The sequence below is a fragment of the Clostridium sp. genome, from assembly GCF_047718555.1.
Classification (GTDB): domain Bacteria; phylum Bacillota; class Clostridia; order Clostridiales; family Clostridiaceae; genus Clostridium_I.
On sequence record NZ_JBDNRK010000006.1, the window covers coordinates 98,158 to 117,184 of the forward strand.

The window sequence follows — 19,027 nt, forward strand, 5'->3', positions numbered from 1 at the left end:
CAATATAATTTAAAGGAGTAGCTTGCATGGATAAATATAAAAATGATGATGTTATAAAAATTATTTATAACTCAAAAAGTATATCTGATGGCATTATTGCCGGAAAAGCATCACAGAACTTTGTAACTATGGAAAAAGAGTTAAGCTCTTTAAATGTACAACGCGGTGGAGGTAAAGGTTTAAAAGGGTTTGTATTTGAATACTCAGATGTCGCTACGGAAAATGCTAAAAACGTACATAACGGCAATATGCAACGATTAGAAGTCATCAACGATAATGGGGTTGCAGATATTAAAGTAATTCAAGCAAATGGAACTGTAGAATACCAACAAGCTAAGTGCGGATATGAAACAAGACCTAATGTGGTTGACAATCTTAAATATGAAAATGATACTATAGTTATTGATAAAGGTAACACAACATTAAAGAATAGATTAGAAAAAAATAATCACAATTTTAGAGAATCTGACATTTCAAAAAAAGAAGTAGAAAATGTGTCTAAATTAATGCAAGCTGAAGGTGAATTAACTGGAAGCACCACAGCTACAATATCATCTAAATTGTATGCTTGTAGTAAAATTATGGAAGAAGCGAATAAAATCGGCTTAAATGCTGCTAAAGGAGCTGGTGCTTTTACTGCTGGATTAAGTATGGGAAAAAACTTCTATGAATTTATTGAAGGCAATATGGACTTGGTTGAGTTAGCAACAGCGGTTGGTAAAGATACGGCAATTGCTGCAGCAGGAGCATATGGAACAGCAGCAACTACTTCATTAGCTGTTTCTACCGGAATACCATCATTGATAGGAGGAGTAATTATACAGACTCCAGTATTAGGGGCAATAGGAACAACTGTTGTTCAAATAGGTTCAGCCATAACTGCTTTAATTCCAGTAGCAGCTGGTCCTCTATTTGTATTAGGTTTGTCTATTGGTGCCGCAATAACCACATTTAAATTAATTAAAAACTATTTAACTTTTAATAAAAATGATAATAAAAAACTATCTGAAGTATCAAGAATTGCAACTCAAGCTTTATATGTAATGAAACAAGAACGTACAATTTTGAAGGAAATGATTTCAGAAGAATATGCATATTGGGATGAGCAATTTAATACAGGATTTGAAGAAATTTTTAACTCCGCTGTTTTAAATGACTCAAACGGCATTGCTAACGGAATAGACAGAATTTTAAATGTCTTTGGAGAAAATGTTAGATTTAAGAACAATGAGGAATTTGATGCGTTTTTTGATTCTGAAAATCGAGTTTTTTCATTCTAAATGAGAGGAGATAAAATGTGTTTATATTAGATATGATTAGAGCTGATAAATATAATGCTCAAGCCGATAAAACAAATATTAAGGCTTTAAATAAATTGGGTGATGCACAACGTGAGCAACAAAAAGAAGAAGAAAAAACACGTCTTGCATTGGAAAAGTTAGCAAATCGAAAAAAAGGTATAATGCAAACATCAATAAGCAATTTTATTCAGTTGTATGAGAAGATTATGCTTATTGAATTTAAAGAATCTGATGAAATAGATAAAATTAGAGCGAATTCATTTTCGCCAGCGGTTATAGATGAAATGAGGTCAATGGTAACAGTTTCTGGCTTTACTTTAAATTCAAGCCAAACAGTTTCAACTTTTTTAATTGGTTTTCTAAAATTTGGAGGATTAACAGGTGGAGTATCGAATGTTATAGCAAAAGAAGCTGAACTTTATGCAGATGCAGCTCGGATGAGAAAGAAGGCAATTGATGTTAGCGTTTCACAATCTGAAACCATAAAAGTTGTATTAGATGGTATTTTTCAGCGAGCGGAACGTATGTCTATGCTACTTGCTAAATTGAATATATTATTTAGAAAAAGCATTGAAGTAACAAGTGAAATCATTGAGCGTAACGGCAAAAATGGTGCAAATTATAACCGTCAAGACAGAGATTGCATAAAAAACTGTTTAATCTTTGCCGATGCTATAAAAAAGGTACTTGCAACCCCACTTATGGATGAGAACGGTGCAATAACCGAACAATCCATGAAAGCAATAGAAACTGGAGAAAAATACTTATCACAAATACAAGAAATAATAAATTCTTAGGAGGAAAAATAATATGTTAAGTTCGTTTTTTTCAAATATATCAAAGGTAACTGAGGAATTATCCAACAAAAGCGTAGAAAACAATAGCGAAGTAAAAGCAGAATCTACCGATGTTGCAAAAGCAGTACAGATTGACAATAATGGAACAGCAATCTTAAAGAAAATAGTAATATCGAATGAATGTCAAGCTTGTGGTAGCTGTTCGTTATCTACTCAATTAATAAAAGAAAGCGCCAACGGAAAAGCTGAACCAGTTGAACCAGCAATAGTTGACGATAAAAATTTAGCAAGCGTACAATCTGTTATAAATTCCTGCCCTGCTAAAGCTATTTCCTTAGCAAATATCGGTTTTACAAACTCTACAGGCAAAGCTGGTTTAAATGAGCTTAAACAAATAATTATCGATAGAATAAAAAATTATAAATACTCATATCCAAACCGAAAAGAGTATGAGTTTAACAAGTCTGAATATTCTGCTCCAACTGCATACGGCAGTGGCGAGTATAGGTATGACTATAAGTCCAGTGACAAAGCAGAACAAGCTGGGTTGAAAGAGTTTGATAGAGTAATGTATTCACAAAGCAAAGCGATTATTATGCAAATTCTTGTTGATTACAAAAATAAGAAGTTGCGCAAATATTCATATTATGATACAGAAGTTGGAAATTATTATTATGATTTCAATAGACAAATGGAGCAATTACTCAAGCAAATTGTAGCTGAAGCCAAAGCTTTATCAAACGGTAAAATTAACTTTCCAAAAGACATAGATACATTTGAAGTAACTCCTCAATTTGGAATTTCAGGTGATGCGATGAATAGAGAATTATACGTTTATCAACTTCGCCATATTGAAGAATTATGGTTTGTTCAAAATATTATGAATGAGCGTGAATCTTTGAGTTGGTATCAAACATATATTGACACTGATGATACAGAAGATAGTCGTGGGAAATATATGTACTGTTATAAAAATATTTCCGAGGCCTGTAGCAAATTTGGCGGATATTTGTTAAATGACACACAGTATGTAATGACTGGCAGTGATGGCGTTCAACCTTTAGTTGAGGCTGCATTGAAAAAATTCTATGAAGATGCAAAAAAAGTTGTTGATGCGAAAGTTGATGCATTGATAAAAGCTATTGATAGTTTCAAATAATATATATAGTCCGAAATATGAAAAAAGAATGACTGCTTCATGGATTGTAATTTAGTAGAAACAAAAACTGTAGCAGTTTTTGTAAGATGCCAGAGACACCTTTCGAAAATTGGAAATGCAATTTTAAATTTTTGTTGCTAAATGAAGAGTAACATCAACGATAATGACTATGGAATAACCGTTGATATGCTTGAACAGATGAACGATCTTAGAGTTACTGATGGGAAAATCGATGATATAATCAACTCCGAAAAAGGCAGTCGTGTTGCAGGTGAAGCTCTGTATTTCTTAGGGGCTGATTGGATAAATAAAAACTTCAAATATGAACAAGACCATTTGCATCCGTATGACCGATTTGACAGCACAAAACCTATATCTGTTTCTATGGATGATTGGCGTAGATGGAGAGGTAACAGAAATAGATTGCCGAATCTTCAACTGCTTGAGGGAAGAAGTAATGGAAGTAAAAATGCTATGCGTCTTGTCGATTATTATAATGATATGAATGATGAGCAAAAAACTGAATTCCGCAGAGAAGCAATTATTCCAGACGGAGTTTCTCTTGAATTAGAGAGTTTTGAAGAGTTCTATGAAAAGAGAAAAGCATTATTGACCGCAAGAATACGTCAGTTACTTGGCTGATTTAATTTGAAAGGAGTAGTGGCAAATGAACATTAATTCGTGGAATGGACAACTTGAAAACACATCTGTGCAATTCGACTTTTGTACAGATACGTATAAAACAATTGCTGTGACTCCTATCGACTCAATAAAATCTGTATATGATGCCGAATACATTAAAGCGGATAAACTTGATTATCTCGTAGCAGCTTCAAGCGGGATGCTGACAGCATTGATAGATGTACTGTGGGTTGGAGAATTTTCGCTAAGGTATGCACAAGATGTAGGAACGGAGCAGATTGAAAAGTTAGTCATTGCAATTGCGAAAGAAAAGGGTTGCAAGAAAGAGGATATAAAGGGTTGTATTGGCTATTTGGAAGATAAATACCCTATGGCTGCCGACAAAGTAACAAATGACTTTGGTGGTGGACGGCAGCATCACTTACGTGATTTTTCACATCATGCATCCCCTTTTGGGTTGATTTGCTCGATTCTGAATCAATTTACCGGAAAGGGTTATGGGACAGATACTGAAGGAAAAATAATCACTCCTGACATTCCGCAAACAGACACTTTGGGAAACACTTTTGAAGAAAAAATCATGTTTGGGGTTGTCGACTGGGCATTTCATCTTATTAGTGATATGGCTGGCTCAAGTGGTAGTTCAGGACGAGGAACAGGAATCCCAGGCCCATTGTTGTCTTTAGCGAAAGTTTTATCAGCTACTCCACTTTTTCATGATTTAAAAGTACAATATAAAGGCGATGATATTGCCTTTTCAGCATGGGTTTCTAAATTGTTTAACGGCACTGCTTTTGAACATACCAGCAATAAAGACTTGATACGCTTTGATTTGAGAACAGAACTTGGTATATCCAATTTTGCTGTTAAACAATCGGTTCCAGTGATTATAAATCAATGCATTGTAAGAAGTTTTTATTTTATCAGACGTCTGGCACAAGAATATTCTGAAAAGAAAATTTCATCATTGGCGGATTGTAAACAGCTGGAATATAAAAAGATTCTTCCGTTTAATAATCGCTGTATTGTCCGTATGATAACAATTGCTACAGGAACTTTTTCTGTTGTTGATAGTGCTGATGCTGTAATTAGAGCAAAATTAAGAAATCCGAAAGATAATGTAAAAACCATATCTGATACATTGTTGAGATTGAATTTTGTTGGTATAGGAGCATTTGCATTCTCGATTAAAAATGAAGTGAAGTATGTAGCTCAGGATGTCCAAAAATTTATGAACAAAAATACAAAGGCACAGATGCTATTGGAACAGAGGGCACAATCGGAAGATGTTTTCCAAAGCATAGATATAGAGGTGGATATGGATAATAGCGGATTATATGAGTATGCTTTTGGCTGTATGTATAATCATGTAAAGAAATGTAAAGATGATATGATGCAGGCTCAAAACGTGATGTTGTCTATGCAACGTCCGGTAGTAGTGATGTCTGATGACAATACACAGCTATACAATGCGGTTACTAAAATGAGTAGACATTCGCTTATCGTTGAAACCGAAGAATTGGTAATGCGATTGTTTACACTTAACAACGTAAGCTATGAACCATTTGAAGGTGATGAAAAATATAGCAAGTATATGCCTTTCGTCAGAATCGAAGATGGAAAACGCATAGCCTATCATTTTTCGTCAAGTTTGACAGAAAGAATTAATGGTTGGGAACAATTACAAGAAAAGTACAATCTTGATGGCATCAAAGTTGTGGCTCTTGTTGAAGTGCAGGGGGACAAAAGCACTCTAAACAGTATAGTAAATAATGAAATAAGGCTTACAGGTGGTTTTGTGACATACGAAACTATAGAATCTGTATTTGCCCTGTTAGGAGAAGATGAGTATCGTATATACAAGAAATACTGCGATAGGTTTAATAATTCGGTAAGAGAACTTATTGGGTATAGTACAGTAACTATTCCGTCAGTTGATATGTTGCATTCATTTAAGATGAACACGGCTGAGGTTATAAAAAAATTCGATTATCAAAAATATGTACCAGAGCTATTTAGTTCACAGACCGATATAATAAAGCATAATTTCTTTGAGCGAGAATTATATAGGATTATCCTTGGTGATTCAGATCTGGCAGAAAGCTTTTTGAGTTCAGAGTGGTACTTCTCAATGCATATGGTAACAAGTGGATTAGAGCAGACCGCAATTGTTGCGGGATACTTAAAATCCATAGAGCAACTTCTGTATAAAATAGTTTGTCTTTCGATAAATACTGGGAAGGAAATTAAGAAAAAGGATAGCAGAGAGTATATTGAATATACAAGCGAAAATGCGTCTCGAACGGACATCACGTTGGGAAGTCTCATTGGTTATGTGAAACACTATCCAGAATTATGGGATGTAAATAAATTTTCCAGATATTATATCGCAGATAAATTAGCTGAGTATAGAAAAACGTATAGAAATGACCATTTCCATAAGGATAACGTATATGATATCAAAGAGATTAAGGAAATCAGGGAGAATACAATAGTTTTATTCTATTTGCTCCTTGGCGGTTGTTCCATTAGTGATAATCAAGTTTCTGAGTTCGATTTATATTATGAAACAAGCGATGCACAGGAAAGCTTGAAATATGACCAGTTAGAAAATTGGCTTAATAGGATACTCGGTGGTGACATATTGCTTGATGGCAAAATTCCTATATATTTTATGTTTAAAAATTATGGGCAAACATCATGGGAGCTGCAGTTCAACACGGTAAAAGGGTTTAATGAAAAATTACTACCAGAGGATATGAAATATCCATATGTTTGTGATTCGCTGTATTGGCCGGCATTGCTTGATGAACAAGAAGCTGAAAGGGACGTTATTCAGTTCTTAATGTCTTATCTTAAAAACGGTAAATATGCAGCTAAATTAAAAGGGCATAGTTTGATTGCTGTTGGGAGATTTGGGCATCATCAGATTATATACGAAAATAGGAAAAATACACAGTAAGCATGATGTGGCTTGCTGAAGCATCACAAGGAGGATTTGATATGAATAACAAAGAGATAATTCTATCAAAAATAGCGGAAATATTAAGTAGAAGAGGCTTCCTTATAAAGAGTAATTCGGAATTTAAATCAAGACTTAAATGTGTAGGATTGGGCGAGTATTTTGAAAAGTACGCTGATTATCTGATTCCATATTATTATAATAATGGATATGCACATAAATTTGAGAACCCGAACGAGGAATATGATGTATTCCTTGGATTGGACAGCATTTTTAACGATTTGTATCACGAAGGGAAAAACGGCGAGATTATATCTTTACTGAAGGAACTAACAAAATCGTTTAATGTTGGATATATTACAGAAGAATTGGCTACGGATTTTGAGGAATTGGCAAACCTTTATGAGTTGCTTGGTTTATCAATAAGTATTGATTGTGACAGAGTAATTGTGACAACCTGTATGACAAGCAATGAGAAAAGAGTTGTTGAATTGTTTTCTGTGGAAAATTGGTTAAAACAAAACCACAGAGAAGTATATGATTCTTATGAGTCGGCTATTGATGCGTATACTCAAGGACACGCAGGAGCGTGTATTGAATCATGCAGAACTTGTTTAGTAAGTATCTTTTCAAAATATAAGGGTACAGAAGATTTTGCTAAGTGGATGAGAGGAATATATAATACCAGTGGTGAAAATACAGTTTCTACTGCACAGGATTTGTCTCAGGCATTAAATACAGACCTTCGAAAAGATGATTTGGCAGATTTCTTTTATGAAAATCGTGCAGGTAAATTAACTAAAACAAAAGCAATCTACATGATTTATTCAATGATGTCAGATTACGGTACGCATAGAAATGAAGCCACTCAAGAGAATCCTACTTTAGAAGATGTATTATTCTCATTGCGATTGATGGATAGCATTCTCTTTTGGGTATATTCAAAGAAAAAGTAGTGGATATGTTTCCACGAACACAAGAAATGGCAGTGGATATGTTCCCACAAACGGAAGGTTGGCGGAGTATGGAATAGACGTACTTCCTATCCTCTCAAGCCACCTCGAGTGTGTTGTGAAGATAGTAAAGAAATAGGCTGATATCAAAGGCTTTACGGATTTTAAGTGAATATTTGAGTGTGTTTTATATTCCTTCATACTACGGTAAAATGTACACTAATGATTTAGATGAAGTTAAGAAAGAGAGATTCAAATTGAATTGATGAAAAGTGTCTAATTTTAAAAAATCCAAAACCAACAGGATTTAAACAGATTTTTTAAAAGATAAAACTCTATGGAAAAATATACAAAAGAAGAATTGATAGAAGCACTACCCCCAGTATCTTCAATAATCAGTAAATGTGAAAAAGCACAGCTAAAATTTGCGGAGGGTACCTTTCATCGCATTCGCCTTGAGAATATAATTTAAACACTGTATATTTCAAAATCATTAATAATAGATGAAATTAGCAAAAGAGGTTAATTTTCAGTTTTTTGGTGAGCTTATAAAAATAAAGGAAACTTATGTTTGAGCCAACTATTTTTCGTGATATAATAAAGAAAATTACATAAGTGAGGGTGTATCATGACCAAACATAATATCTATACAATGAGTGTAGCAAGTGTCTATCCCCTTTATGTTACGAAGGCGGGGAAAAAAGGACGTACGAAAACAGAAGTTGATGAAATCATCCGTTGGTTGACAGGATATAGCCAGGAAGAGTTAGAAGCTCAACTGGAAAAACAGACAGATTTTGAGACTTTCTTTGTGGAAGCTCCACAACTGAATCCTTTGAGAACTTTGATTAAAGGTGTGGTCTGTGGTGTCAGAGTGGAAGACATTGAAGAACCAACTATGCAGGAAATTCGCTATTTAGATAAGCTAATTGATGAGTTAGCAAAGGGAAAAGCGATGGATAAGATTTTGCGGAAATAATAATTAAAACGAAGAAACACTGATTCTATATGCAAAATATAAAAGAATTGGTGTTTTTCGTTTATTTGGAATAATCTTGAAGCTTAAGGAAGATAACCTTGGTGCCTGGCATCAAAGCTATTATGGTACCAGTGATTTAAATTTTGGGAATTCTATATTACCAGGGTACTTTAATGTTGCATTTGCCACAACCATACCGTGGTGCAAATACAGATAGTATTTCTTTATTAATATAATCGCTGCAACTCCTGTTATCGTTTCCTTCATTTGTAATAGCTGAAGAGGAACAGCCATTTATACAAGCTCCACATTTCCCATGTGTGAGAAATGGACAATATTTAAAGTACTGAGTATAGTTTAAATCCGTCCTAGTAAGATTTAATGTTGTTATAACACTGCCGATTCTTCCAGCTGTACCTTTGGAGGTTATAAGGGCTCTATGAAGTCCAAAGGCTTTTCAATTGTTAATTGTAAACTCCGATAAGCGGAGAAACGAAGTAAAGTAGATAAACAGCGACATAGCATAAAACCTCCGATAGTGATGTTACGGTGAATCGGTGCGGCTGAGCAAGGCTGCGTAATTTAAAGGGTGGAAATCCCTTCTGTAAAGGTTAAAGTCAAACCACCAGTAGTGAGTCATGGATATATGGGAGTAATCCTATATATTAAGCGTTGACAGTTAGGTAGCAGGCTTGAAAGTGGGTCCCGTAATAAGTAGAAAAATAGGAAGGCTGACGATGTCGGTTCTCTGGAAAGCAACACTATAATAAACAATGGAAACAAAATTAGTTAGGATAGCAGAAATTGTAAAGAGAAATCCGAAAGAGAAATCCGAAAGAGAAATCCGAAAGAGAAATCCGAAAGAAAGGTTCACATCTTTATATCATTATACCATTATCTAAATAAAGAAATGCTAATGAAATGCCACAAAGAACTTAGTGGAAATAAAGCAACAGGCATAGATGAGGTTACAAAAGCTGAATATGCTGAGAATTTAGAGGATAATATAAATAACTTAGTTGAGAGAGTTAAGAAACATAACTACAAACCACAAGCTGTTAAAAGAGTGTATATGCCTAAAGGTGATGGAAAATCAAAAAGACCATTAGGGATACCATTATATGAAGATAAAATAGTGCAAATGGGACTAAATAAAATACTACAAGCTATATATGGAGCAAATTTTATGGGGTTTTCATATTGATTCAGACCAAACAAGAATTGCCATACTGCAATTAAAAGGCTAAACAATATAATTGAAACAGGTAAAATAAGTTATGTGGTGGATGCAGATATAAAAGGATTCTTTAATAATGTGAATCATGAGTAGATGATAAAATTCTTAGAACTAAGGATAGGAGATCCTAACATCATCAAGCTAATAAATAAATTTTTGAAAGCTGGAATGATAGAAGAAGGGGTCATGGAAGCAACAGAATTAGAAACTCCTCAAGGTTCGATAATTTCACCTACTTTGGCTAATATATATTTGCATTATGCATTAGATTTATGGTTTGAGAGAATAATTAAAAGAAATTTTAAAGGTCAAGCCGAGATTGTAAGATATGCCGATGATTACGTATGCTGTTTTCGATATAAAAATGAGGCGAGTAATTTCTATTGGTTACTAATAAATAGCAGGCTTAATAATATGACGGTAAATAAAACAAGCTTTGGATAGAATGAATTCACCAGCAGGTATTGGGATTAATGCATCTCATGTACTAAATGAATCAGGTTTTCATGGAATTGTTATGTCTGCTGTAAAAAAAGTTTTAGAAAGAGCTAATGAATTAGAAAAATAAAGCTATTTAGGAGAACTAGTGAGGGGAGTGAATTGGGTGTATATATTGTAAAACCAATTGTTCAGTGGAATATAAGTGTAAAAAGTGGACTAGGTGAAGGCAGTATATTTAAAATTTATATTTAATACTACGGTGGAAGAATTATTTAAGTTTGAGGAATAAGATACAAGAATTAGTATGAAAGAGAATTGAATTATTATATAAATGTGTTACAATTAAACTGGATTATTAGTTAATAATTTATATTTATGAAATTTGGGAGGGATACAAATGAAAACTGATTTATTAGAAAAAGGAGCAATATTACAAAGAGATAAAGAAACTTATGCAATTGCACCACATTTAACGGCTGGACTTTTAACTCCGGATATTTTAAGAACTATTGCAGATGTAGCTGAAAAATACAATTCAGCAGCTATTAAAGTCACAGGAGCTCAGAGAATTGCACTAGTTGGATTAAAAGAAGAAGATTTAGATAATGTCTGGGAAGATTTAGGCATGGATCCAGGTGCAGCAATAGGTTTATGTGTAAGAAGTGTAAAAATATGTCCAGGAACTACTTTTTGTAAAAGAGGCCTTCAAGATTCAGTAGCAGTTGGATCAAAATTAGACAGCTTATATCATGGGAAAAAACTTCCTAATAAATTAAAAATTGGCATAAGTGGCTGTCCTCATAGTTGTGCAGATAGTGCATTTAAGGATATAGGATTAATAGGAAGCGGAAAAGGCTGGATGTTTTATGTTGGTGGAAAAGGTGGAGCTAAGCCAAGAATAGCAGATAAAATAGCACCTTGTGTATCAGAAGAAAAAGTATTTGATTTAGTAGAAAAAGTGGTTCAAATATATGAAGAAAATGCAACTGTTAGAGAAAGATTAGGAAGCTACATAGATAGAGTAGGATTAGATGAATTCAAGAAACAAATAGATCTTGATAGTTATCTATAAGGTAACTGTGACTTGGGAAAAATATGGCAACTTTGCCTAAATTAAATAAATTGAATATATTCACAATAGGAGATTTAGCCCAATATGACCTGGAAATATTAAAATCATTTCTTAAAAGTCATGGAGTACTTATATGGAACTATGCTAATGGAATTGAGGACTCACCCGTAAGGAAAAGTAACCATATTGAAAAGTTATATATCCTAAAAAATAAGCAGATTTATTAATCCCTTACATCGATAAAAGGTGTAAGGGATTTTTTCTTATACATAGATATAGCTATATATCAGTGTGTACTATCTGAGTTTGAAAGTGTATGCTATATGGTGGTTTATTCCAAAACATTCTTTCGTAGCTCGTAAAATCTTATTTTGCACTAGCTAAAGTATTTAATGTCAGAGATAACTGTCCTGCAGCTATTATGTGTTTGCATTTTTTTCTTTCCTCACGTTTTTGAAAAGTAAAATATCTACAATCACAAACAGTATGATTTAAATCTACATTATAAATTAAACGGGAGTTGAGATTATGAAATCAAGAAAAACAGGTATAAGTACAAGCTATATAGTAGATGTTGGAAGGAAGAATAAAGAATGGAACAGGAAAGGTAAAGCAAAATGCACAGAGTGTAAATATCTACAGTTTGGTTATTATTGCAGTAAGAAGAGAAGAACCCCAGCATATGTAAATGAGAAAAGACAGTGTAAATCTTTTATCCAATGACTACCCACTCTAATATTTCCAGCGCACTCTGTGAAAGCGACCAAATCTTCTATAAGAGGGAGATGGATAGCCCTTATTATTTTAGGTTAGACTAATATGAAAGATAAATAATTCATTCGCATAATAAATAATGAAATGGTATAGTCAGATACAGTAGAAGAATAATTAAAAAAATAAAAATATATGTAAAAAGTTGTCTGATAAATACAGCTTTAAGTACAAATATCATTGGTAATATGGTAAAGTTAAAATGGGTACAAATCAAATTCTATTAAGGGAGAGATTAAAATGGAAAATTTAATGTTTTGCTATCAGTGTGAACAAACATTTGGAGGAAAGGGCTGTACAAAGAGTGGAGTTTGTGGAAAAGTACCAGAAATTGCAAATCTCCAGGACTTGTTAATATATCAGCTGAAAGGAATTTCTTGTTATGCAAAGCCTCTAATTGAACAGGGAAAGATTATTGATAAAGAGATAGTAAAATTCGTAGAAAATAGTCTATTCACAACATTGACAAATGTAAACTTTGATGCAGAGGTTCATGTAAGAAGATTAAAGGAATCACAAAAGATAAAGGAAAGCTTAAGAAATGAAGCGCCTGAAGGAGAATATCCAGATGCTGCTACATATAATCTAAGTGATACTAAAGAAGCTATGTTAAAGGATTCAGTAAAAGCAGGAATTATGTATGACCAAGATCTTGATGCTGATATTCGATCCTTAAGATCAACTATATTATATGGATTAAAAGGTATAAGTGCTTACGGACATCAGGCAAGGTTTATTGGTTATAATAGTGATCAAGTAGACCAATTTTATTTTTTAGGACTGGAATCTACCACAAATGACAACTTAGCTCTTGAAGATATGATACGTATGGCTATGAGAACTGGAGAGATGAGCGTAGAAGTAATGAAAACTCTAGATGCAGCAAATACCACTAGATACAAAAATCCTTCACCTCATAAGGTAAATGTTAATATTAAAAAAGGTCCATTTATTATAGTATCCGGACATGATTTAAGAGATTTAGAAATGCTGCTTGAGCAAACCGAAGGTAAGGGGATTAACATTTATACTCATGGTGAAATGCTTCCGTCACATGGATATCCAGAATTAAAAAAATATAAACATTTAGTAGGTAATTTTGGTTCTGCTTGGCAAAATCAGCAGAAAGAATTTGATGGAATATCAGGCTGTATTTTAATGACAACTAATTGTTTGATGAGACCAAGAGAAACATATAAAGATAGAATATTTACTACTAGTGTTGTAGGTTGGGATGGAGTAAAATATATCGGAGTTTCTGAAGATGGAACTAAGGATTTTAGTGAAATAATAAATAAAGCATTAGAACTAGGTGGATTTAAAGAAGATGAAGAAGAAAAGGAAATACTAGTAGGCTTTGGACATAATGCAACATTATCACATGCTGAAGCTATAGTTAATGCAGTTAAAGAGGGAAAACTAAGACATTTTTTCTTAATAGGTGGTTGTGATGGAGCAAGACCAGGAAGAAATTATTATACTGATTTTGCTAAAATGGTTCCAGAAGATTGTGTAATTCTTACTTTAGCTTGCGGTAAGTACAGATTCAATAAATTGGACTTTGGGACAGTAGCTGGATTACCTAGATTATTAGATGTAGGTCAATGTAATGATGCCTATTCGGCAGTTAGAATAGCCACAGCATTGGCAGATGCCTTTGAAACAGATGTAAATTCGCTGCCGCTGACCATTGTACTTTCTTGGTATGAACAAAAGGCTGTAGCTGATTTACTAGCACTATTATCACTGGGTATAAAAGGAATGTACTTAGGACCAAGTTTGCCAGCATTCTTATCACCTAACGTACTACAATATCTAGTGGATACATTTAATATAACACCAATAAGTACACCAGAGGATGATTTAAGAACTGCACTAAAGCAAACAAAATAAAGTGAAACTTGAATTAAGTTGGATTTGTATTCGACTTTGTTACCACTACATTTTAATAAAGCCATGAAAGTCTCTAGTAGGCTTTCATGCTTAAATAATAATTATCATAGAAAGTTATTTACAGAAAAACATTTACTCTTATGTATGTATTTCTTTTTTTCCTTCCTTTACAAACCTGTGTAATCTTCTGTATCCTATTGAAATTATACATATTGTAATAGCTGAGATTCCTACTGAAAAAAACACAAAATGCCAGTTTGATTTAGTAGACATAATTAAAATAGTAGTAGCTCCTGCAGGAGGATGTAAAGTATCTGTTATAAGCATAAAAAGTATTGACAAGCTTAATCCAATAGATAAGCTTAATGAGGTAATATTCATTGTGTTTACAAGAAATATTCCAATAAAAGCACTGATGATATGTCCACAAAAAATATTTTTTGGCCGCGAAAAGGGGCTATGTGGTAAAGTGAAAATTATTACACAACTGGCAGCTATAGGCGGAATCAACAATGTTATTTTATAATAGTAACTGAGTTTATTAATTATAAATACAGATATAAAAACACATAATCCAATTAATAACGCTCTTTTAACTTTATTTAGCAATATAAATCTATGTTGATGGTGAATTATATTCATAATATATGAAATTATTTTTGTCATTTTAAACCCCGCCTTTACAGCTGATAATGTACAATTAAATATATCATGTTATAATAAAATTTGCTGTGACTATCGTCACAGCAACCATATTAATTATTCCATAACTAGCCTTAAATATGGCAATAAAGAGTTTTTATCATTTATGAGAATTTTCTTTCTAAGGTAACTAATGATTATGATCATTAAGCTAAGGCTTGATGCATATTAAAACGACTCTTTAATTTTTGTCCAAGCTACATCAAACTCTGATTCATTACTTATACGAAGTTCAGGTGCAACGTCAAACAAAGCTTCATAAATGATTCGCATCATTTTTTCAAAATCAAATTCTCCATCTCTTATATTCCAATTAGAAGTTCCATGAAAAGCTTGTAAAAACAGAATGAATAAAAGTTTATTATCAATACTGGTTCGGAATTCCCCTGAATCTTTACCTTTTTGTATCATAGGAACTATAGTCTCGTATAAAATTTTTATTTTCTCATCTTTAAATGCACTAACTTTTTCAGAGATATCTTTTATAGAAAGTTGCTTAAAAATCTCAGGACCAGAAGCTGTTACAAAGTCAATTAAACGTTGGAAAACTATCCACACCTGCTCAACATAATTTTTAGCACTCATAATACGAGCAAAAATTTCCGGAGTAATTTCATTTTCAAAATTATAATACTCCTCTAACAATTCATCCTTAGATTTAAAATGATAATAAAATGTATGCTTATTTATTGATGCAGCACTACATATTTCCTTAATTGTTATGGCATCAAAACCTTTCTCACGAAATAAAGGAATTGCTACCTGAATAATTCGTTGTCTTGTTTTTATCTCAGCCAAAAGAAGCCCTCCTATAGAATTTATTTATTATAGAATATCATGTTTTTTAATTTATCGTCAATTCAATTCTAGATATATTGACAAATTTATTATACCGTAGTATCATATTTGTTATACCTAGGTTGCAAAATATTTAATTGTGCATTTTAAATAAAAAACCTTGAGTAGACTAATTCTATGAGGAGTGATTTATATGTTAAACAAAAAAACTGCAGTTATTACTGGTGCCTCCAGTGGTATTGGTCGTGCCATTGCAAACAGTCTGGCTAATGATGGGATGCACATATACATTACTGGACGAAATAAGGAGAAACTTGAACTTGTTCGTTCCCAAATCGAAAATGCTGGTGGATGTGTCAGTGCCAGTGCTTTTGATATTCGAGATGTAACTAAACTTCAACATTTTATTCAGCAAGCAAAGGATGAAACTGGCCGTTTGGATGTAATGGTCAACAATGCAGGTCTACACATTCACGGGAAAATAGCTGAAACTGACCTGGAAAGCTGGCGTGAGATGATTGATGTAAATATTTTAGCACTGCTAGCTGGTTCACAAGCAGCCATTCACGCAATGCTCGAAAATCCTGACAGTACAGGTGGAAATATCATCAATATTTCTTCAGGTAATGCAAAAGAGCCTGGAAAAGATTTTTACAGTTCCACAAAACACATGGTAAATTCACTCTGTGAAGCACTGACTCAAGAGCTTGCAGATGAACCAATACAAGTAACTAATATTATGCCTGGTGCAGTTGTCACTAATTTTGGAAGAAGTGCAGATCCTGCAATGATACAAGGACTTGCTGCAAAACTTGGCATGGATGTTGAAATCAAGAAAGATGAACACCTTTCTGATGAACTACTTAAGCGTATACACTCAGCCATGGGACAAATCTTTTTAAGCCCAGAGGACGTAGCAAATGCAGTAGTCTATGCCCTAAAGCAACCTAAAAACGTTGTTGTGCGCGAGGTATACCTCTGTGCTCCAAAGGTGTATTTAGGAAAAGACTTTTCTTTCTAAGAAGTAATCATTTATTATAAAGATCCATCCAAATAAGCACCATCTATCATTACTGATATAGATCTAGACATCCTTCCAATGTCTAAGTTCTATATCCTTTTTAGCAAATTTTATACTATAAATATTGGAGGTATTAAAATGGAGATTAAAGAAACAAATGAATATGTATCTGTAAAATCTTTAGTAGGTCCACTTCTAGCTATTATATTAGGTATGTTTATGGTTAGTCTTGATGGTTCAGTTTTAAACGTAGCTATGCCAGGAATAGTTAAATATTTTGGTAGTACCTTGTCAACTATGCAATGGACTATAACCGGATATGCACTTGCTCTTGCTGCTGTTATTCCTTTGGCTGGTTGGATTACCGATCGATTTGGTGCAAAACGAATTTTTATTATCGTTATTGGACTATTTACTATAGGTTCATTCCTCTGCTCTTTAGCTACTTCTCCTAGTCAGTTGATTATATTTAGAATTATTCAGGGTATTGGAGGCGGCATGGTTATACCTATCGGTTTAGCAACCATTTATCATTTAGCACCAAAAGAAAAATTAGGTTCTTTAATGGGTTTATTAGGTATGCCACTGTTACTTGCACCTGCTATTGGGCCTGTTGTTTCTGGTTATATTTTACAATATAGTTCTTGGCAGTGGATTTTCCGTATTAATTTGCCTATTGGAATTATAGCTATTTTAATAAATATTAAATACTTACCAGATTTTCATAGAAAAACTGTACCTTCACTTGATATTTTGGGAATGTTACTGGCACCTATTGCCTTTGCAATGCTAGTTTATGGAGTAAATGAAGGAAGTAAAAGTTGGACTTCCATAAATACTATCACAGGTTTAATTGTAGGTGGTGTTGCATTGATCATTTTTATTTTTGTGGAGTTACATCAAAAGCAGCCTTTAATTGAACTTAAAGTATTTGGTGTTTCGCAATTCACTCGTGGTATAATTGTATTATGGACTTTTCAGATTATATTTTTTTCAATACTTATACTGGCCCCTTTGTTTTTGCAGTACGTTAAAGGATATAGCTCACTTCACACAGGATTTATGCTTTTACCACAGGCTCTTGCAATGAGTATTATGATGCCTATAAGCGGACAGTTATTTGATAAGATAGGAGTAAAATACTTGGCATTTATTGGAACAACACTTGCTGCTGTAGTATTGTTTATGCTTTCTAGAATATCTGCTGATACAAGTGTAACCTATATTGTAACATGCCTTATAATGCTTGGTGTAGCTGGAGGACTTACTGTAATGCCGCTTAATACTCATATTCTTAACGTATCCCCTGAAAATTTAGTAAGTAGGGTCACTCCCCTTACAGGAGCTTTTCAACAAATCATTTTATCTTTTGCCACAGTCATAATGACAGGTTTTTTAACTTCAAGAACCACTTATCATCTAACTAATATTACGAATAAGTTGAATGCGGTTATTTTTTCCTATGACGATACGTTCTTACTTTGTTGCTATATAGCTGTTATTGGAGTGGTTTTTAGCCTTTCTGTTGGCAAATCAAAGAAAGTGTAACTTACCAATCTGATTGTACTTAATGCAGCCATAGAAGGTGAGTATGGGAAGGGTTTTGCAGTGGTGGCAGAAGAGGTAAGGAAGCTTGCAGAAGAATCATCAACAGCAGTTGTAGAAATTAAAAATAATGTAAATTATTACAAATATTATATATATAAATATAGGCAAATTTAAAAATAATAAAAATATTGTCTCTGGTAATGAAATAAAATTAAGAAACTATTGACAATAGATAAGTAATAATATAAACTTAAGACTGTATAAATCATATAAAACATATATGCAAACATGGATATAAATTAACAGTTTACTACATAGTGCTATTGCTTAAAAAATATAGAAATGATTATTTTCTAACTGGAAAACCGGAGGACAAATATTCTTTATTGAATTTTGTGCTCCTTTTTGCTTGTAATTAAATTTTAACCTTTAATTATATGATTATTTTATATTATTTAGAAACTTGCAATAATATTAGAAAAAAGAATGTGTTAATTATGAGACTATATTCTACTTTGCAGAGAACTAACAAAATACTTTAAAGATTACAGTTGATTTAATGTAAATATTTGAATTAGAGAGTTATAACAAGAAATTAAGTATATTTAAAAAAATAAAGAGGTGATTTAAATGGGAATAAACCTAAATTTAGCAGAACTAGATATAAGAGATAAGAGATTAGGGGCAATTATATCTTATAATGGCTCTGCACAAGATATTTATGAAAAATCTCTAGAGCGTAGTATAAAAC

General features: G+C 33.0%; 19 protein-coding genes and 1 pseudogene. 16 read left to right on the forward strand and 4 right to left on the reverse strand.

The window, feature by feature from the left end; translation table 11 throughout:
* The first annotated feature begins 26 nt into the window (after nt 1-26).
* The 7 genes from ABF633_RS04300 to ABF633_RS04330 all read left to right on the forward strand — a co-directional run bounded on the left by ABF633_RS04300 (nt 27) and on the right by ABF633_RS04330 (nt 8,793).
* Entirely contained in the window at nt 27-1,280 is a 1,254-nt protein-coding gene (locus tag ABF633_RS04300) for a hypothetical protein (protein ID WP_415522356.1), read from the forward strand.
* A 17-nt stretch (nt 1,281-1,297) separates the two neighbouring features.
* Entirely contained in the window at nt 1,298-2,098 is an 801-nt protein-coding gene (locus ABF633_RS04305; protein ID WP_415522358.1) for a hypothetical protein, read from the forward strand.
* A 13-nt stretch (nt 2,099-2,111) separates the two neighbouring features.
* Nucleotides 2,112-3,257: a ferredoxin gene (locus ABF633_RS04310; protein ID WP_415522360.1), complete on the forward strand. Its 1,146-nt coding sequence runs from the start codon at nt 2,112-2,114 to the stop codon at nt 3,255-3,257.
* A gap of 141 nt (nt 3,258-3,398) precedes the next feature.
* On the forward strand, nt 3,399-3,899 hold the full coding sequence (locus tag ABF633_RS04315) for a hypothetical protein (protein ID WP_415522362.1): 501 nt from the start codon (nt 3,399-3,401) through the stop codon (nt 3,897-3,899).
* Nucleotides 3,900-3,924: 25 nt separating this feature from the next.
* Nucleotides 3,925-6,861 carry a hypothetical protein gene (locus ABF633_RS04320; protein WP_415522364.1) on the forward strand — a complete coding sequence of 979 codons (2,937 nt, stop codon included), beginning with the start codon at nt 3,925-3,927 and terminating at the stop codon, nt 6,859-6,861.
* A 41-nt stretch (nt 6,862-6,902) separates the two neighbouring features.
* Nucleotides 6,903-7,817 carry a hypothetical protein gene (locus ABF633_RS04325; protein WP_415522366.1) on the forward strand — a complete coding sequence of 305 codons (915 nt, stop codon included), beginning with the start codon at nt 6,903-6,905 and terminating at the stop codon, nt 7,815-7,817.
* A 625-nt stretch (nt 7,818-8,442) separates the two neighbouring features.
* The gene (locus tag ABF633_RS04330; protein ID WP_415522368.1) at nt 8,443-8,793 is read left to right on the forward strand and encodes a DUF2200 domain-containing protein; all 351 of its coding nucleotides are present in this window, start codon (nt 8,443-8,445) and stop codon (nt 8,791-8,793) included.
* A gap of 120 nt (nt 8,794-8,913) precedes the next feature.
* Here ABF633_RS04330 and ABF633_RS04335 read toward each other — a convergent pair whose 3' ends face one another.
* Nucleotides 8,914-9,087, reverse strand: coding sequence for a hypothetical protein (locus ABF633_RS04335; protein ID WP_415522370.1), 174 nt, complete (start codon nt 9,085-9,087; stop codon nt 8,914-8,916).
* 622 nt (nt 9,088-9,709) lie between these two features.
* Here ABF633_RS04335 and ABF633_RS04340 point away from each other — a divergent pair.
* The 4 genes from ABF633_RS04340 to ABF633_RS04355 all read left to right on the forward strand — a co-directional run bounded on the left by ABF633_RS04340 (nt 9,710) and on the right by ABF633_RS04355 (nt 11,543).
* Complete coding sequence (locus tag ABF633_RS04340) at nt 9,710-9,997, forward strand: hypothetical protein (RefSeq protein WP_415522372.1); 288 nt, start codon at nt 9,710-9,712, stop codon at nt 9,995-9,997.
* Nucleotides 9,998-10,216: 219 nt separating this feature from the next.
* Nucleotides 10,217-10,474 (forward strand): reverse transcriptase domain-containing protein, encoded by a 258-nt coding sequence (locus tag ABF633_RS04345; protein ID WP_415522374.1) that lies wholly within the window; start codon nt 10,217-10,219, stop codon nt 10,472-10,474.
* A gap of 1 nt (nt 10,475) precedes the next feature.
* Nucleotides 10,476-10,598, forward strand: a complete 123-nt coding sequence (locus ABF633_RS04350; RefSeq protein ID WP_415522399.1) for a pyrroline-5-carboxylate reductase dimerization domain-containing protein — start codon at nt 10,476-10,478, stop codon at nt 10,596-10,598.
* Nucleotides 10,599-10,868: 270 nt separating this feature from the next.
* On the forward strand, nt 10,869-11,543 hold the full coding sequence (locus tag ABF633_RS04355) for an NAD(P)/FAD-dependent oxidoreductase (RefSeq protein ID WP_415522376.1): 675 nt from the start codon (nt 10,869-10,871) through the stop codon (nt 11,541-11,543).
* A 366-nt stretch (nt 11,544-11,909) separates the two neighbouring features.
* On the opposite strand, the gene ABF633_RS04360 is transcribed toward ABF633_RS04355, so the two are convergent.
* Complete coding sequence (locus ABF633_RS04360; RefSeq protein WP_415522401.1) at nt 11,910-12,053, reverse strand: SWIM zinc finger family protein; 144 nt, start codon at nt 12,051-12,053, stop codon at nt 11,910-11,912.
* A gap of 18 nt (nt 12,054-12,071) precedes the next feature.
* On the opposite strand from ABF633_RS04360, the gene ABF633_RS04365 reads away from it, so the two are divergent.
* Both ABF633_RS04365 and hcp read left to right on the forward strand, forming a co-directional pair.
* Entirely contained in the window at nt 12,072-12,266 is a 195-nt protein-coding gene (locus ABF633_RS04365) for a hypothetical protein (RefSeq protein ID WP_415522378.1), read from the forward strand.
* 288 nt (nt 12,267-12,554) lie between these two features.
* Nucleotides 12,555-14,207 (forward strand): hydroxylamine reductase, encoded by a 1,653-nt coding sequence (gene hcp, locus ABF633_RS04370; RefSeq protein ID WP_415522380.1) that lies wholly within the window; start codon nt 12,555-12,557, stop codon nt 14,205-14,207.
* Nucleotides 14,208-14,345: 138 nt separating this feature from the next.
* Here the strand turns inward: hcp and ABF633_RS04375 are convergent, their stop codons facing one another.
* Both ABF633_RS04375 and ABF633_RS04380 read right to left on the reverse strand, forming a co-directional pair.
* Entirely contained in the window at nt 14,346-14,873 is a 528-nt protein-coding gene (locus tag ABF633_RS04375) for an HPP family protein (protein ID WP_415522382.1), read from the reverse strand.
* 204 nt (nt 14,874-15,077) lie between these two features.
* Nucleotides 15,078-15,707: a TetR/AcrR family transcriptional regulator gene (locus tag ABF633_RS04380; RefSeq protein ID WP_415522384.1), complete on the reverse strand. Its 630-nt coding sequence runs from the start codon at nt 15,705-15,707 to the stop codon at nt 15,078-15,080.
* A gap of 193 nt (nt 15,708-15,900) precedes the next feature.
* Here ABF633_RS04380 and ABF633_RS04385 point away from each other — a divergent pair, with 193 nt between their 5' ends.
* The 3 genes and pseudogenes from ABF633_RS04385 to ABF633_RS04395 all read left to right on the forward strand — a co-directional run.
* Nucleotides 15,901-16,728, forward strand: coding sequence for an SDR family oxidoreductase (locus ABF633_RS04385; protein ID WP_415522386.1), 828 nt, complete (start codon nt 15,901-15,903; stop codon nt 16,726-16,728).
* Nucleotides 16,729-16,866: 138 nt separating this feature from the next.
* Nucleotides 16,867-18,276, forward strand: coding sequence for an MDR family MFS transporter (locus ABF633_RS04390; protein WP_415522388.1), 1,410 nt, complete (start codon nt 16,867-16,869; stop codon nt 18,274-18,276).
* A gap of 3 nt (nt 18,277-18,279) precedes the next feature.
* A pseudogene (locus ABF633_RS04395) lies at nt 18,280-18,411 on the forward strand (methyl-accepting chemotaxis protein); the annotation flags it as partial.
* Between the last annotated feature and the right edge of the window lie 616 nt (nt 18,412-19,027).

Excerpts from the sequence above, each read along its gene's own strand:
- ABF633_RS04300 (WP_415522356.1), top strand. The coding sequence starts at position 27 with ATGGATAAATATAAAAATGATGATGTTATAAAAATTATTTATAACTCA.
- ABF633_RS04310 (WP_415522360.1), top strand. The coding sequence starts at position 2,112 with ATGTTAAGTTCGTTTTTTTCAAATATATCAAAGGTAACTGAGGAATTA.
- ABF633_RS04315 (WP_415522362.1), top strand. The coding sequence starts at position 3,399 with ATGAAGAGTAACATCAACGATAATGACTATGGAATAACCGTTGATATG.
- ABF633_RS04320 (WP_415522364.1), top strand. The coding sequence starts at position 3,925 with ATGAACATTAATTCGTGGAATGGACAACTTGAAAACACATCTGTGCAA.
- ABF633_RS04325 (WP_415522366.1), top strand. The coding sequence starts at position 6,903 with ATGAATAACAAAGAGATAATTCTATCAAAAATAGCGGAAATATTAAGT.
- ABF633_RS04330 (WP_415522368.1), top strand. The coding sequence starts at position 8,443 with ATGACCAAACATAATATCTATACAATGAGTGTAGCAAGTGTCTATCCC.
- ABF633_RS04335 (WP_415522370.1), bottom strand. The coding sequence starts at position 9,087 with ATGGCTGTTCCTCTTCAGCTATTACAAATGAAGGAAACGATAACAGGA.
- ABF633_RS04340 (WP_415522372.1), top strand. The coding sequence starts at position 9,710 with ATGAAATGCCACAAAGAACTTAGTGGAAATAAAGCAACAGGCATAGAT.
- ABF633_RS04345 (WP_415522374.1), top strand. The coding sequence starts at position 10,217 with ATGGAAGCAACAGAATTAGAAACTCCTCAAGGTTCGATAATTTCACCT.
- ABF633_RS04350 (WP_415522399.1), top strand. The coding sequence starts at position 10,476 with ATGAATTCACCAGCAGGTATTGGGATTAATGCATCTCATGTACTAAAT.
- ABF633_RS04355 (WP_415522376.1), top strand. The coding sequence starts at position 10,869 with ATGAAAACTGATTTATTAGAAAAAGGAGCAATATTACAAAGAGATAAA.
- ABF633_RS04365 (WP_415522378.1), top strand. The coding sequence starts at position 12,072 with ATGAAATCAAGAAAAACAGGTATAAGTACAAGCTATATAGTAGATGTT.
- hcp (WP_415522380.1), top strand. The coding sequence starts at position 12,555 with ATGGAAAATTTAATGTTTTGCTATCAGTGTGAACAAACATTTGGAGGA.
- ABF633_RS04375 (WP_415522382.1), bottom strand. The coding sequence starts at position 14,873 with ATGACAAAAATAATTTCATATATTATGAATATAATTCACCATCAACAT.
- ABF633_RS04385 (WP_415522386.1), top strand. The coding sequence starts at position 15,901 with ATGTTAAACAAAAAAACTGCAGTTATTACTGGTGCCTCCAGTGGTATT.
- ABF633_RS04390 (WP_415522388.1), top strand. The coding sequence starts at position 16,867 with ATGGAGATTAAAGAAACAAATGAATATGTATCTGTAAAATCTTTAGTA.